Origin of the sequence: Streptomyces sp. NPDC059398 (genome assembly GCF_042751845.1) — a bacterium.
In the GTDB taxonomy this organism is placed as follows: domain Bacteria; phylum Actinomycetota; class Actinomycetes; order Streptomycetales; family Streptomycetaceae; genus Streptomyces.
On the sequence record NZ_JBHYWP010000154.1, the window covers coordinates 1 to 12196 of the forward strand.

Here is a 12196-nt window from a genome sequence, read left to right on the forward strand (position 1 = left end):
TGACTTTTGGCACGCTGTTGAGTTCTCAAGGAACGGACGCTTCCTTTGTACTCACCCTCTCGGGCTTTCCTCCGGGCTTTTCCCTTCGGTCTTGCATTTCCGACTCTATCAGACTCTTTCGTGTCCGATTCCCGGTCGGCCGGGTGCTTTCCAGTTCCACGCTTTCGCGTTTCCCTTTCCGGCGTGTCCACTACGTTAGCCGATTTCCTCGGAGGCTCATAATCGGGCCTTGGATTCGAATTTCGGCATGCCGAAAGTCAAACCCTTTGAGGGAGATCGTAGGTAGTGGTTGGCTGCTTCGGGCTGCTCAGGTTCGGTCCGATGGGCCGTTCCGATAGCAGTGCCCGTGTCAAGCGGCTCGGACTACGTTAGGCGTCCGGCAGGGGCGAGTCAAGTCCGTCTCTTGCGCGGAACATGCGCCCGGTACGGGCTGACCGTCGGGTCGCCGTCGATCCAGAAGCGCCACGGCTGATGGGCGCCCGCTCCGCCAACTCCCGTGCGGGGGCCGCTGCGTACCAGGCCGGGGCGGGGCGGAGTGCCGGTGAGGATGGCCAGCTCGGTGTCGCCCGTGGCACAGATGTCCGCACCGTTGCACGACCGGTCGACGTTCAGACCGGTGGCGAGCCTGGCCGGACCCTTGGCCAGCTCTCTGTCGTGCCTGGCCGCGGGGCGCCGTTCGCGCACCAGCTCTGCGCCCGCCGTCACCTCTCCCCCGCGGAGCAGCACTCCGCTCGCGCTGCCCTCCGGGCCGCAGACGAGGTTCATGCAGTGCCACATGCCGTAGGTGAAGTAGACGTACACATGACCGGGCGGACCGAACATGACCTCGTTACGGGGTGTCGGGCCCCGGTAGGCATGTGATCCCGGGTCGGCCTCTCCGGCGTACGCCTCCACTTCGGTGAGGCGCAGCTCCATCGGTCCGTCCGGTGTGCGACGGACCAGGGTGCGGCCCAGGAGGTCCGGGGCCACTTCCAGTACGGAGCGCTCGAAGAACGCGCGTGGCAGGGGCGTACGGTCCGGACTGGCGCTCATGGGTGACCAGCGTAACGGGGGACGGCTGGCGGCCGGCGCGCGGAGGCGCGTATGCATGGGGGTGCAAGATCAACTGGGAGCGATGAGGAGTGAAGTGGGCATGGGGTTCAGGAGACTGCTCGCGAGCTTGGGGGCCGGGGGTGCTTCGGTGGAGACGGAGCTGTCCGAGGCGAATGTCGTGCCGGGCGGTGTGGTCCAGGGCGAGGTGAGGATCCGGGGCGGGGCCGTCAGCCAGCGGATCGAGGGGCTGTCCGTGGGGCTCCAGGGGCGGGTGGAGATCGAGAGCGGGGACCACGAGGTCAAGCAGGACATCGAGTTCACCGAGCTGCGCCTGGGCGGGGAGCTGGACATCGCGGCGGGCGCTCTGCATGTGGTGCCGTTCGGGCTCGAAATACCCTGGGAGACCCCGATCACGAACATCGCGGGACAGCCGCTGCCCGGGATGCACATCGGTGTGATGACGGAGCTGGAGATCGCGCGGGCGGTGGACTCCGGGGATCTGGACGCCATCCAGGTGCATCCGCTCCCCGCTCAGCAGGCCGTCCTCGATGCCTTCGCCGGGCTCGGTTTCCGCTTCGTGAGCGCGGATCTGGAGCGCGGTCACATCCGTGGCACGCGCCAGCTGCTCCCCTTCTACCAGGAGATCGAGTTCTGCCCGCCGGAGCAGTACCGGGGTCTGAACCAGGTGGAGCTGACCTTTGTCACGGACGACCGCGAGATGGATGTGATTCTGGAGATGGACAAGAAGCCGGGTCTCTTCAGCGAGAGCAGCGACTCGTACCGGGCGTTCCAGGTCGGTCTGCACGATTTCCGGGACACCGACTGGACGGGGTACCTCCATCAGTGGCTGGCCGATGTGGGTGGGAGACGGAACTGGCTCTAGGGTCGGAACGGAACTGACAGCCGATGCAGGAGGTGCCGCCGTGACCGGGCTCAGCAAGCCGCCGCTCCCCCATGACTTTCATCCGCCGGTGCCCTCGTTCACCGTGGTGAGCGAGGACATCGCGGCGGGGTCGGTATTGAAGGACGCTCAGGTGTACGCGGCGGGGAACACCTCGCCGCAGCTGCGGTGGGAGGGGTTCCCGCCGGAGACCAGGAGCTTCGCCGTGACCTGCTTCGACCCCGACGCCCCTACGGGCAGCGGGTTCTGGCACTGGTCGCTGTTCGACATCCCGGCCTCGGTGACCGGGCTCCCGGCGGGTGCGGGCAGTGGCGGGTTCAAGGGGCTGCCGCCGGGCGCGGTCCAGGCCCGTAACGACTACGGGGCGAAGGAGTTCGGGGGCGCCGCGCCGCCGGCCGGTGAGAACCACCGCTATGTCTTCACCGTGTACGCGGTGGACGTCCCGCAGCTGGGGATCGACTCGGACACCCCGCCCGCGGCTGTCGGCTTCAATCTGCGGTTCCACACGCTGGCCCGTGCCCAGCTCATCGCCGAGTACGCCGCTCCCGCCGAAAGCTGAAGCGCGCGAAGCGACGCGCCCGCTTCTGTTTGCCCTGCCCCGGTCTTGGAGAGATCTGGGCAGGGCCTTTTTTATTGCGTTGTCCATCGTGGCGTGCCCGGCCAGAGTTGATCCCAGCCCCGCCAGGGGGTGGGCCGGCACCCGGAGGTGGGCACCATGCGGGACACATTGGTACTGAACGCCAGCTTCGAGCCGCTGTCGACGGTGACGCTCAACCGCGCGGTGGTCCTGGTGCTCCAGGACAAGGCCGTGGTCGAGCAGGCCCACCCAGGGCTGCGGGTGCGCGCCGCCGCCGTCGAACTGCCGGTGCCCCGGGTGATCAGGCTCTGCCGTTATGTCCGGGTGCCGTTCCGAAGACAGGCGCCGTGGTCGAGACGGGGGGTCCTGGTCCGCGACCAGCACCGGTGCGCGTACTGCGGGCGGCGGGCCACCACCGTCGACCATGTGGTGCCGCGTGCCCAGGGTGGCCAGGACACCTGGCTGAACACGGTGGCCTCCTGCGCCGAGGACAACCACCGCAAGGCGGCCCGTACCCCGGAGCAGGCGGGGATGCCGCTGCTGCGCAGGCCGTTCGTGCCGACCCCGGCCGACGCGATGATGCTCGCGCTCGGCGCGGGTGACCGGCAGGCGCTGCCCGACTGGCTCCCGCAGACCGCGTAGCCACCGGCGGGAGCGAAGGTGCGGCCCCCGGCGGACCGGCGTACGCACAGGCCCGCCGTACGCAGCAGCCCGCCCCCGGGGCCGGAGGCGGGCTGGATTCTTCTGCGCCGGGCCGTTGCGACGGCTGTTACTCCGAGGGGCGCCTGGCGGCCGGCGGGGCGGGCGACTCCTTGCCGGTGTTGAAGCCGGGGACGTTCTCGCCGAGGTTGCCGAAGGCCCCGCTCAGGCCCTTGAGCGCGTCGCCGATCTCGCTCGGCACGATCCAGAGCTTGTTGGCGTCGCCCTCGGCGATCTTCGGCAGCATCTGCAGGTACTGGTAGGCGAGCAGCTTCTGGTCCGCGTCGCCCGCGTGGATCGACTCGAAGACCGTACGGATGGCCTGGGCCTCACCCTCCGCGCGCAGCGCCGACGCCTTGGCCTCACCTTCGGCCCGGAGGATGGCCGACTGCTTCTCACCCTCGGCGCGCAGGATCTCGGACTGCCGGACACCTTCGGCCTGGAGGATCGCGGCGCGCTTGTCACGGTCGGCGCGCATCTGCTTCTCCATCGAGTCCTGGATGGAGGTGGGCGGTTCGATGGCCTTGAGTTCGACGCGGTTGACGCGGATGCCCCACTTGCCGGTGGCTTCGTCGAGTACACCGCGCAGCGCCGCGTTGATCTCCTCACGGGAGGTCAGCGTCCGCTCCAGGTCCATGCCGCCGATGATGTTGCGGAGGGTGGTGACGGTCAGCTGCTCGATCGCCTGGATGTAGCTGGCCACTTCGTAGGTCGCGGCGCGGGCGTCGGTCACCTGGTAGTAGATGACCGTGTCGATGTTGACGACCAGGTTGTCCTGGGTGATCACCGGCTGCGGCGGGAAGGGTACGACCTGTTCCCGGAGGTCGATCCGGTTGCGGATCGAGTCGATGAACGGGACGACGATGTTCAGCCCGGCGTTGAGCGTGCGCGTGTAGCGGCCGAACCGTTCGACGATGGCGGCGCTGGCCTGTGGGATCACCTGGATCGTCTTGATCAGGGCGATGAAGACCAGCACCACCAGAATGATCAGAACGATGATGACGGATGGCATCGTGCTCCCCGTGCCCTTCGATTGCCGGCTGTTCCCGATGATCGATCTTCGCAGACCTCGGCCTGCCGTGTGTGAGGTTCTGTCACAGGACGACCGCTGTCGCTCCGTCGATCTCCACCACGTCCACCTGCTGGCCCGGCTGATAACTGGTGTCGCCGTCGAGTGCCCGCGCCGACCAGACCTCCCCCGCGAGCTTGATCCGGCCCCCGCTGCCGTCCACCCGTTCCAGGACCAGGGCCTGACGACCCTTCAGCGCATCGATCCCGGTGGCCAGTTCGGGCCGCTGGGAGCGGTGCCGGTTCGCGATGGGGCGTACGACGGCGATGAGCGCGACGGACACGATCACGAAGATGAGGACCTGGAGCACCGGGCCGGCGCCGAGGGCGGCGGCGGCCGATGCGGCGACCGCTCCCACGGCCAGCATCCCGAATTCGGGCATGGCGGTGATGACGAGCGGGATTCCCAGCCCGGCCGCGCCGATCAGCCACCACACCCATGTCTCGATGTCCACGGGGTCATGGTAGGGCGGCAGTCCCCTCCGGGGACAGGGCGCAAGGGGTCCGGAACCGGTCGGCCGGGGGAAGACCCCCGCGCGGTCCTCAGCCGAGCGGAAGTCCCTGTGCGGTCCAGCGGTTGCCCCGCTGTTCGACGACGAGCGGCAGCCCGAAGCAGAGCGAGAGGTTGCGGGAGCTCAGCTCGGTCTCCATCGGGCCGGCCGCGAGCACCTTGCCCTGACGGATCATCAGGACGTGGGTGAAGCCGGGCGCGATCTCCTCGACGTGGTGGGTGACCATCACCATCGAGGGGGCGTACGGGTCCTTGGCCAGCCGGCCGAGACGGCGTACGAGGTCCTCGCGGCCGCCGAGGTCGAGACCCGCGGCGGGCTCGTCGAGCAGGAGCAGTTCCGGGTCGGTCATCATCGCGCGGGCGATCAGGGTGCGCTTGCGCTCGCCCTCGGAGAGGGTGCCGAACTTGCGGTCCAGGAACTCGGTCATGCCCAGGCGGTCGAGGAAGGCGCGGGCGCGCTGCTCGTCGACCTCCTCGTAGTCCTCGTGCCAGGTGGCCGTCATGCCGTAGGCGGCGGTGAGCACGACCTGGAGGACCGTCTGCCGCTTGGGCATCTTCTCGGCCATGGCGGCGCCCGCCATGCCGATGCGCGGACGGAGCTCGAAGACATCGGTGCCGGGCTTGCCGAGCTGTTCGCCGAGGATCGACGCCGTGCCGGTGGTCGGGAAGAGGTAGCTGGACGCGATGTTGAGGAGGGTGGTCTTGCCCGCGCCGTTGGGCCCGAGGATCACCCAGCGCTCCCCTTCTTTCACCGCCCAGGAGACGTCGTCCACCAGAGCACGTCCGTCGCGGACCACCGATACGTCCAGCAGCTCCAGTACATCGCTCATGAGCGCGTTGTCTCCCCATGCAGTCTCGGTTCGCGCGTGCGCCTGTGGGCGCAGCTCCCAGGGAAAACCTACGCCACCTGAGAAGTGCACCCACGTGTAGGGGCTGTCCGGCGTACCGGACCGCGCGTCTGCGACCTGCGCCGCCCGACAGCCCCCGGGGTCTCGGCCTGATCCGAACGACAGGCCCCAGGTCCAGTCCCTACTCTGGCTCCATGTTCACGGAACCACGCTCAGGACGGCTGGCCGCATGGGGAAATGCCCTGTTGGCCGGAATGGTATCGCCGGACGACGCCGCACTCGCCATCGTGGGCGAGGACGCGGTGCACCGGGTCGAGGGGCTGCCGGGCGAGCCGGGGCCCGTCGGGCTCACGCTGGCGCTGGGGCGGCTGAGAGCGCTCGGCGCGACCGGATTCCGGGTGGCGATGCCGACGGCGGGGCATCCGCTGGGCCTCAGCGGGCCGCCCGAGTTCAACGCGCGGGCGCTGGAGGCGGCGGAGGCGGTCACCGTCTTCGGGGTGTCGCTGGGTCTGGTGCCCGAGCTGTACGAGGCGGGCCCTGAGGGCGATCTGCACCGGGAGGTGGTCTGGCACTGTCTGCCGGTACGGGAGGCGCCGCCGGCCGATGTGCCGTCGCTCGGTGAGGCGGAGCGGGAGCTGGCGGAGGCGCTGCGGGAGGCGACCGCGGTGCTCTCGGGGCTCGATGTGGCAGGCGGCGGGCCCGCTGCCGATGCGGCGATCGACGCGTACCGGGCGCGGGCCGAGGCGGGGGCCGGGGAACTGCTGGCGCCGGGGTATCCGGCGCGCGCGGTCCGGGTGCTGGAACTGGCGCGGCGGATCGGGCTGCTCGTCTCGGTGGCGTACGAGCACGGGCCGGGCGGCGCGGTGAGCGCGTCGGAGATGGCGGCGCGGGGGGAGGCGCTGCGGCCGGTGGAGCGGGTGGCCCGGCGGGCGCAGGTGGCGGCGTACAACGCGTATGTGGAGGACCGGGAGCGGGAGCGCGGCTGACGGGAGGGCGGGGGCCCGGGGCGCGGTCGGCCGGTGGGCGCTCGACCGCGGCCCGGGGCTATGCGGGGGCCGCTGATGCGGAAGGCTGTCGGCCGGTGGGCGGGGCGCCGGTGCGTGGGATGCCGATGCGTGGGATGCCGATGCGTGGGATGCCGATGCGTGGGATGCCGATGCGCCGGAATGCCGAACGGCCCCCCGGCACCGTGTGGTGCCTGAGGGGCCGTCGGCCGGTGACCGTGGTGCGGTCAGCGGTGGTGCGGTCAGCCGTTGAGGCCGTGGTTGGCGAAGGCCGGGTTCAGGACGCCGATCACGGAGACGGTGTTGCCGACGGCGTTCACGGGGACGTGCACCGGGGCCTGGACCACGTTTCCGGAGACGACGCCGGGCGAGTTGGTCGCCGCACCGGCCGCGTGCGAGGCGGCGGACGCGGCACCGGCTCCGGCGGCGAGTACGCCACCGGCGACGAGGGTGACGGCGGCGGCCTTCTTCAGGTTCTTCATTTCAGGTTCCTCCTAGCGGGCTGCGGCCGGCGCCGCAGCATGCATGGAGAACGGCGCACGGATCATTCGGATACGCCATGTGGGTGACTTACACCCGACGGTATGAATCTCACACCGGAATATGACGGTCCGCTCAGCCGGCCGGCCCGGTGCTGTCAGCCCGCCGCCCCGTCCATCAGCCCGCCGCCCCGTTCCGTACCGCCCAGAGCGCCGCCTGCGTACGGTCCGCGAGGTCCAGTTTCATCAGGATGTTCGACACATGTGTCTTGACGGTCTTCTCGGAGAGGACCAGTGCCCGTGCGATCTCCCGGTTGGAGCGTCCGTCGGCGATCTGCCCGAGCACCTCGCGCTCCCGGTCGGTGAGGGTGGTGCCCCTCCCCTGTCCGCCGCCGGGCTCCTGGGAGAGCAGCGCCCCGGCCACTTCGGGCTGGAGGAGGACGTGCCCGGCGTGGACCGAGCGGATCGCGTCGGCCAGTGCGTCCGGGTCGACGTCCTTGTACACATAGCCCGACGCACCCGCGCGCAGCGCGGGGATCACCGTGCGCTGCTCGGTGAAGCTGGTGACCACCAGCACCTTCGCCGGGTTGGCCAGCTCCCTGAGTCTGCGCAGCGCCTCGATGCCGTCCATGCCCGGCATCTTGATGTCCATCAGGACGATGTCGGGCCGCAGCTCCTCGGCGGCCGCCACCCCCTGCTCACCGTCCGGCGCCTCACCCACGACCTCGATGTCGTCCTGGATCTCCAGAAAGGTGCGCAGGCCCCGCCTGACCACCTGGTGGTCGTCGACGAGCAGGACACGTACGGCCGCTTTCGGCCTCGGTGCGGTGTCAGCCACCGGGCACCTCCATCTCGATCGTGGCGCCCTCTCCCGGCGCCGATTTCACCCTGAGCCGGCCCCCGACCCCGCTCGCCCGGTCCCGCATGGAGACCAGACCGAGGTGCCGGCCCGCCCGCCGTACGGCCGATGGCTCGAATCCGGCGCCGTCGTCGGTGACCCGCAGGACCGCGCCGGGGCCGTGCCGGTCCAGTACGACATCGATGTGTGCGGCCCCCGAGTGGCGCAGGGCGTTGTGCAGCGCCTCCTGCGCCACCCGCAGCAGCGCCTCCTCCTGGGCGGCGGGCAGCGCCCGCACCGGCCCGCTCCGGAAGGCGACCTGGGGGGTGTGCGCACGGTCGAGGACCTGGACGTGCGTGCGGAGCGTGTGGACCAGGCCGTCCTCGTCGAGAGCGGCCGGGCGCAGCTCCACGACGGCGGCCCGGAGTTCGTCGGCGGCCTCCGCCGCGAGATCGGCGACCTGCTGGAGCTCGTCCTTGGCGCGGGCCGGGTCGCGGTCCACGAGTGCGGTGGCGGCCTGGGCGGTCAGCCGCAGGGAGAAGAGTTTCTGGCTGACCGCGTCATGGAGTTCGTGGGCCAGCCTGGAGCGTTCCTCGGCGATGGTCAGCTCGCGGCTGCGCTCGTACAGACGGGCGTTGGTGAGGGCGATGGCGGCGTGTTGGGCCAGTATCGTCAGCAGCTCCTCGTCCTCCTCGGTGAATCCGCAGCGGCCGGTGGGTCTGGGGCAGCGCTTGTTGGCGAGGAAGAGCGCGGCGATCGTCTCATCGCCGTCGCGGACGGGCAGGCCAAGGAAGTCCGACATGTCGGGGTGCGTGGCGGGCCAGCCCTCGAAGCGGGGGTCCTGGCGTACGTCGTCGAGGCGCTGGGGTTTCTCGTCGTGCAGCATCGCGGCGAGGATGCCGTGCTGGCGCGGGAGCGGGCCGATGGCCTTCCACTGGGCGTCGCTGACCCCGTCGACCACGAACTGGGCGAAGCCGCCGTGGTCGTCGGGGACGCCGAGCGCGGCGTACTCGGCGTCCAGCAGCTCGCGGGCCGAGACCACGATCGTCTTGAGGACGTCACGGACCTCCAGGTGCCTGCTCATGGCGAGCAGCGCGGTACTCACCGCGGACAGTCCGGAAGCGGGTCGATGGGACATGGCCACACCGTACCGGCGGGCCCGCCGGGCCGTATCGGGCTGTGGACGGCCCGGGGTCCGGTCCGCTGGGACCAGGCCGGGGGCCGGGAGGACTAGGCCGAAGTGCCGCCGCCGCCCCGTCCCGCGGACGAGGCGCGGGGCGGGACCGCGTTCCTACGTTGATGGCACCAAGCGAGGAACGCGAAGGAAGAGGGCGTGCCATGGCGGTAGCAGTCATCACCGGCGGATCGAAGGGGCTGGGCCGGGCGCTCGGGGCCGGGCTCGCGGAGCGGGGCTGGGACCTGGTCGTCGATGCGAGGGACCGGGAGGTGCTGGAGAGGGCGGAGCGGGAGCTCGCGGAGTACGGCACGCGGGTGGTGGCGGTGGCGGGGGATGTGACCGACGCCGCGCACCGGAGCCGGCTGATCGGGGCCGCGCGTGCGCTGGGCGGGCTGGATCTGCTGGTCAGCAATGCGAGCGCGCTGGGCGCCGAGCCGCTCGTACGTCTGGCGGAGCTGACCCCCGAGGGGTTGCGGGCGGCGCTGGAGACCAATGTGGTGGCGGCCCTCGGCCTGGTGCGGGAGGCGCTGCCGCTGCTGCGGGCGGCCGGTGCGGGGGCGGTGATCACGGTGAGTTCGGACGCCGCTGTCGAGGCGTACCCGGACTGGGGCGGGTACGGGGCGTCGAAGGCCGCGCTGGACCAGCTGTCGGCGGTGCTGGCGGCCGAGGAGCCGGGGCTGCGGGTGTGGGCGGTGGATCCGGGCGACATGCGGACGGATCTGTACGCGGCCGCGGTGCCCGGTGACGAGGAGTACCGGGCCGCGCCGTCGGATGTGGTCCCGGCGTTTCTGCGGCTGCTCGCCGAACGGCCGGCGAGCGGCCGGTACACGGCTGCCGCACTGGCCGGTGAGGTGCGATGAGGGCGCGGCAGCCGCTGCGGGTCCCAGATGGGCTGCTGGCGGCGGTGCCCGCCGAGGAGCGCGGGCGCGGCCGGGACGACGTACGGCTGATGGTGTCGCGCGGCACGGCGGTCTCCCACCACGCCTTCCGGGAGCTGCCGGAGCTGCTGCGGGCGGGGGACGTCCTGGTGGTGAACACCTCGCGGACGCTGCCCGCCGCGGTCGACGGGACGTCCGGGGCGGGGGCCCGTGTGGTGGTGCACTTCTCCGCATCCGGGGACGACGGCCGGTGGGCGGTGGAGCTGCGGGAGCCGGTGCCGGGCGGGAGCACCCGGCGGTGTGCGGGCGGTCCTGCGGGATCCGTGGTGCGACTGCCCGGTGGCGTACGGCTGGTGTGGGAGGAGCCGCTGGCCGACGGTGAGGAGCGGCTGTGGTGGGCCCGGCCTTCGGTGGCCGGTGTGCCGGAGCTGATGCGGCGGTACGGCCGTCCGATCCGGTACGCGTACACCCGGCGCGACCAGCCGCTCTCCGTGTACCAGACGGTGTTCGCGCTGGCCGCGCCGGACGGGGCCGGGTCGGCGGAGATGCCGAGCGCCGCACGGCCCTTCACGGCGGGGCTCGTCGCGGAGCTGGTGAGCCGCGGGATCCAGTTCGCCCCGGTGGTGCTGCACACCGGAGTGGCGTCGGCGGAGGCGCACGAGACCCCTTATCCCGAACGGTTCGAGGTGCCGGAGGCCACGGCCAGGCTGGTCAACGCGGCGCGGGCGGGCGGCGGGCGTGTCGTCGCGGTGGGGACGACGGCGGTGCGGGCCCTGGAGACCGCGGCCGGGGCCGACGGGGTGGTCGGGGCGCGGGCGGGGTGGACGGATCTGGTGGTCACACCGGCTCGCGGAGTGCGGGTGGTGGACGGGCTGCTGACCGGGCTGCATGAGCCGGAGGCCTCTCATCTGCTGATGCTGGAGGCGGTCGCGGGGCGTGCGGCCCTGGAGCGCAGCTATGCGGAAGCGGTACGAGCCCTCTACCTCTGGCACGAGTTCGGGGATGTGCACCTCATCCTTCCGGATGAGGAACCTGACGCTCCGAATTGCTGAAGCAACGCATAGTGAATTTGCTGTGCAATCGATGTGACGCCGCGCATAGGACCCACGTCACTTACGAGGTTCGCTAGTGGATGGTTAAGGGGCGCATGGGCCGGGTACGCGCGGGCGCCCAGCCCTCCAGAGCTCCCCCTGCGCCACTAATCAGGATCGTACGTCACACCTTTGCCACAATATTTTGCGGCCGCTAAGAATTGCTCCCGTCGCCGCCCCAGGGGCGCAACCGCCGCCCCCGGCGCTCGCGACTTCCGCTATTCGAAGAGGTACGCCCGCATGACCGAGAACCGCCACGGCCGTCGTCGGCTGACCAAGACCCACAAGTACTCGATCGGTGGTGTGGCCGCCGTCGGCGCCGCAGCCGTCGCCTTCACGCTTGTGCCCGGAAACGCGTCCGCCGAGACGACCCACACGTCGGTCGACGCCGCCCCGGTGGCCTTCGCCTCGCAGACCAAGACCGTGGAGGCAAGCCTCCACACGCAGCAGACCCACGCCGACAAGGCCGCCAAGGCCGCGGCGGCGAAGGCCAAGGCAGCCGCGCTGAAGGCGAAGGCCGAGGCCAAGGCCAAGGCCGAAGCGAAGGCCAAGGCAGCCGCGAAGGCGAAGGCCGAAGCCGCCGCAAAGGCGAAGAAGGCCGCCGCCGCCAAGGCCAAGGCCGCTGCCGCGAAGGCGGCGAAGGAGCGCGCGGCCAAGACGGCCGCCAGCCGCGCCGCCACCCGCACGACCGTCTACGCGAACAACCTCGACGGCTGGATCCGCCACGCCCTGGACATCATGAAGGCCAAGGGCATCCCCGGCTCGTACGACGGTCTGCAGCGCAACATCATGCGTGAGTCCGGCGGCAACCCGCAGGCCATCAACAACTGGGACATCAACGCCCAGAACGGTGTCCCGTCGAAGGGTCTGCTCCAGACCATCCAGCCGACCTTCGACACCTACCACGTCGCCGGAACATCGTTCAACATCTACGACCCGGTCGCCAACATCACCGCTGCCGCGAACTACGCCGCCGCGAACTACGGCTCGATCGACAACGTCAACAGCGCCTACTGATCCGGCACTGAGCACGTACTGATCACCGGTCCGGCACACTGCCGGACAGCGCCGAAGGGCGGCACCCCACTGCGGG

14 protein-coding genes are annotated in these 12196 nt (G+C 70.8%); 7 read left to right on the forward strand and 7 right to left on the reverse strand.

The genetic code is table 11. The features are described from left to right. Nucleotides 1-390 precede the first annotated feature (390 nt). Nucleotides 391-1032, reverse strand: a complete 642-nt coding sequence (locus ACFXBC_RS33570; RefSeq protein ID WP_385033376.1) for a DNA-3-methyladenine glycosylase — start codon at nt 1030-1032, stop codon at nt 391-393. Between the two features lie 100 nt (nt 1033-1132). Here ACFXBC_RS33570 and ACFXBC_RS33575 point away from each other — a divergent pair, with 100 nt between their 5' ends. The 3 genes from ACFXBC_RS33575 to ACFXBC_RS33585 all read left to right on the forward strand — a co-directional run bounded on the left by ACFXBC_RS33575 (nt 1133) and on the right by ACFXBC_RS33585 (nt 3152). Then, nucleotides 1133-1915, forward strand: a complete 783-nt coding sequence (locus tag ACFXBC_RS33575) for a sporulation protein (RefSeq protein WP_385033379.1) — start codon at nt 1133-1135, stop codon at nt 1913-1915. 40 nt (nt 1916-1955) lie between these two features. Then, nucleotides 1956-2492, forward strand: coding sequence for a YbhB/YbcL family Raf kinase inhibitor-like protein (locus tag ACFXBC_RS33580; RefSeq protein WP_385033382.1), 537 nt, complete (start codon nt 1956-1958; stop codon nt 2490-2492). Between the two features lie 156 nt (nt 2493-2648). Continuing rightward, nucleotides 2649-3152: an HNH endonuclease gene (locus tag ACFXBC_RS33585; RefSeq protein WP_385033385.1), complete on the forward strand. Its 504-nt coding sequence runs from the start codon at nt 2649-2651 to the stop codon at nt 3150-3152. 127 nt (nt 3153-3279) lie between these two features. Here the strand turns inward: ACFXBC_RS33585 and ACFXBC_RS33590 are convergent, their stop codons facing one another. The 3 genes from ACFXBC_RS33590 to ACFXBC_RS33600 form a co-directional block, all read right to left on the reverse strand. Beyond that, nucleotides 3280-4221 (reverse strand): SPFH domain-containing protein, encoded by a 942-nt coding sequence (locus tag ACFXBC_RS33590; protein WP_164267481.1) that lies wholly within the window; start codon nt 4219-4221, stop codon nt 3280-3282. 82 nt (nt 4222-4303) lie between these two features. Beyond that, nucleotides 4304-4732, reverse strand: a complete 429-nt coding sequence (locus ACFXBC_RS33595; protein WP_385033389.1) for an NfeD family protein — start codon at nt 4730-4732, stop codon at nt 4304-4306. Between the two features lie 88 nt (nt 4733-4820). Then, the gene (locus tag ACFXBC_RS33600) at nt 4821-5618 is read right to left on the reverse strand and encodes an ABC transporter ATP-binding protein (protein ID WP_164267483.1); all 798 of its coding nucleotides are present in this window, start codon (nt 5616-5618) and stop codon (nt 4821-4823) included. Nucleotides 5619-5830: 212 nt separating this feature from the next. On the opposite strand from ACFXBC_RS33600, the gene ACFXBC_RS33605 reads away from it, so the two are divergent. Further along, nucleotides 5831-6622: a hypothetical protein gene (locus ACFXBC_RS33605; protein ID WP_385033392.1), complete on the forward strand. Its 792-nt coding sequence runs from the start codon at nt 5831-5833 to the stop codon at nt 6620-6622. A 260-nt stretch (nt 6623-6882) separates the two neighbouring features. On the opposite strand, the gene ACFXBC_RS33610 is transcribed toward ACFXBC_RS33605, so the two are convergent. From ACFXBC_RS33610 to ACFXBC_RS33620, 3 genes are all read right to left on the reverse strand, one after another. Further along, the gene (locus ACFXBC_RS33610) at nt 6883-7122 is read right to left on the reverse strand and encodes a chaplin (protein ID WP_385033395.1); all 240 of its coding nucleotides are present in this window, start codon (nt 7120-7122) and stop codon (nt 6883-6885) included. Nucleotides 7123-7297: 175 nt separating this feature from the next. Beyond that, nucleotides 7298-7957 (reverse strand): response regulator, encoded by a 660-nt coding sequence (locus ACFXBC_RS33615; RefSeq protein WP_385033398.1) that lies wholly within the window; start codon nt 7955-7957, stop codon nt 7298-7300. Continuing rightward, entirely contained in the window at nt 7950-9095 is a 1146-nt protein-coding gene (locus ACFXBC_RS33620; protein WP_385033401.1) for a GAF domain-containing sensor histidine kinase, read from the reverse strand. The genes ACFXBC_RS33615 and ACFXBC_RS33620 overlap by 8 nt, the downstream gene beginning before the upstream one ends. A 200-nt stretch (nt 9096-9295) precedes the next feature. On the opposite strand from ACFXBC_RS33620, the gene ACFXBC_RS33625 reads away from it, so the two are divergent. From ACFXBC_RS33625 to ACFXBC_RS33635, 3 genes are all read left to right on the forward strand, one after another. Then, nucleotides 9296-9994: an SDR family NAD(P)-dependent oxidoreductase gene (locus ACFXBC_RS33625; protein ID WP_385033404.1), complete on the forward strand. Its 699-nt coding sequence runs from the start codon at nt 9296-9298 to the stop codon at nt 9992-9994. Next, complete coding sequence (locus ACFXBC_RS33630; RefSeq protein WP_385033407.1) at nt 9991-11064, forward strand: S-adenosylmethionine:tRNA ribosyltransferase-isomerase; 1074 nt, start codon at nt 9991-9993, stop codon at nt 11062-11064. The genes ACFXBC_RS33625 and ACFXBC_RS33630 overlap by 4 nt, the downstream gene beginning before the upstream one ends. 279 nt (nt 11065-11343) lie before the next feature. Further along, on the forward strand, nt 11344-12120 hold the full coding sequence (locus tag ACFXBC_RS33635; protein ID WP_385033410.1) for a transglycosylase SLT domain-containing protein: 777 nt from the start codon (nt 11344-11346) through the stop codon (nt 12118-12120). The last annotated feature ends 76 nt before the right edge of the window (nt 12121-12196 follow it).

Coding starts and splice junctions, on each gene's coding strand:
- ACFXBC_RS33570 (WP_385033376.1), bottom strand. CDS start 1,032: ATGAGCGCCAGTCCGGACCGTACGCCCCTGCCACGCGCGTTCTTCGAG.
- ACFXBC_RS33575 (WP_385033379.1), top strand. CDS start 1,133: ATGGGGTTCAGGAGACTGCTCGCGAGCTTGGGGGCCGGGGGTGCTTCG.
- ACFXBC_RS33585 (WP_385033385.1), top strand. CDS start 2,649: ATGCGGGACACATTGGTACTGAACGCCAGCTTCGAGCCGCTGTCGACG.
- ACFXBC_RS33590 (WP_164267481.1), bottom strand. CDS start 4,221: ATGCCATCCGTCATCATCGTTCTGATCATTCTGGTGGTGCTGGTCTTC.
- ACFXBC_RS33600 (WP_164267483.1), bottom strand. CDS start 5,618: ATGAGCGATGTACTGGAGCTGCTGGACGTATCGGTGGTCCGCGACGGA.
- ACFXBC_RS33605 (WP_385033392.1), top strand. CDS start 5,831: ATGTTCACGGAACCACGCTCAGGACGGCTGGCCGCATGGGGAAATGCC.
- ACFXBC_RS33610 (WP_385033395.1), bottom strand. CDS start 7,122: ATGAAGAACCTGAAGAAGGCCGCCGCCGTCACCCTCGTCGCCGGTGGC.
- ACFXBC_RS33620 (WP_385033401.1), bottom strand. CDS start 9,095: ATGTCCCATCGACCCGCTTCCGGACTGTCCGCGGTGAGTACCGCGCTG.
- ACFXBC_RS33625 (WP_385033404.1), top strand. CDS start 9,296: ATGGCGGTAGCAGTCATCACCGGCGGATCGAAGGGGCTGGGCCGGGCG.
- ACFXBC_RS33630 (WP_385033407.1), top strand. CDS start 9,991: ATGAGGGCGCGGCAGCCGCTGCGGGTCCCAGATGGGCTGCTGGCGGCG.
- ACFXBC_RS33635 (WP_385033410.1), top strand. CDS start 11,344: ATGACCGAGAACCGCCACGGCCGTCGTCGGCTGACCAAGACCCACAAG.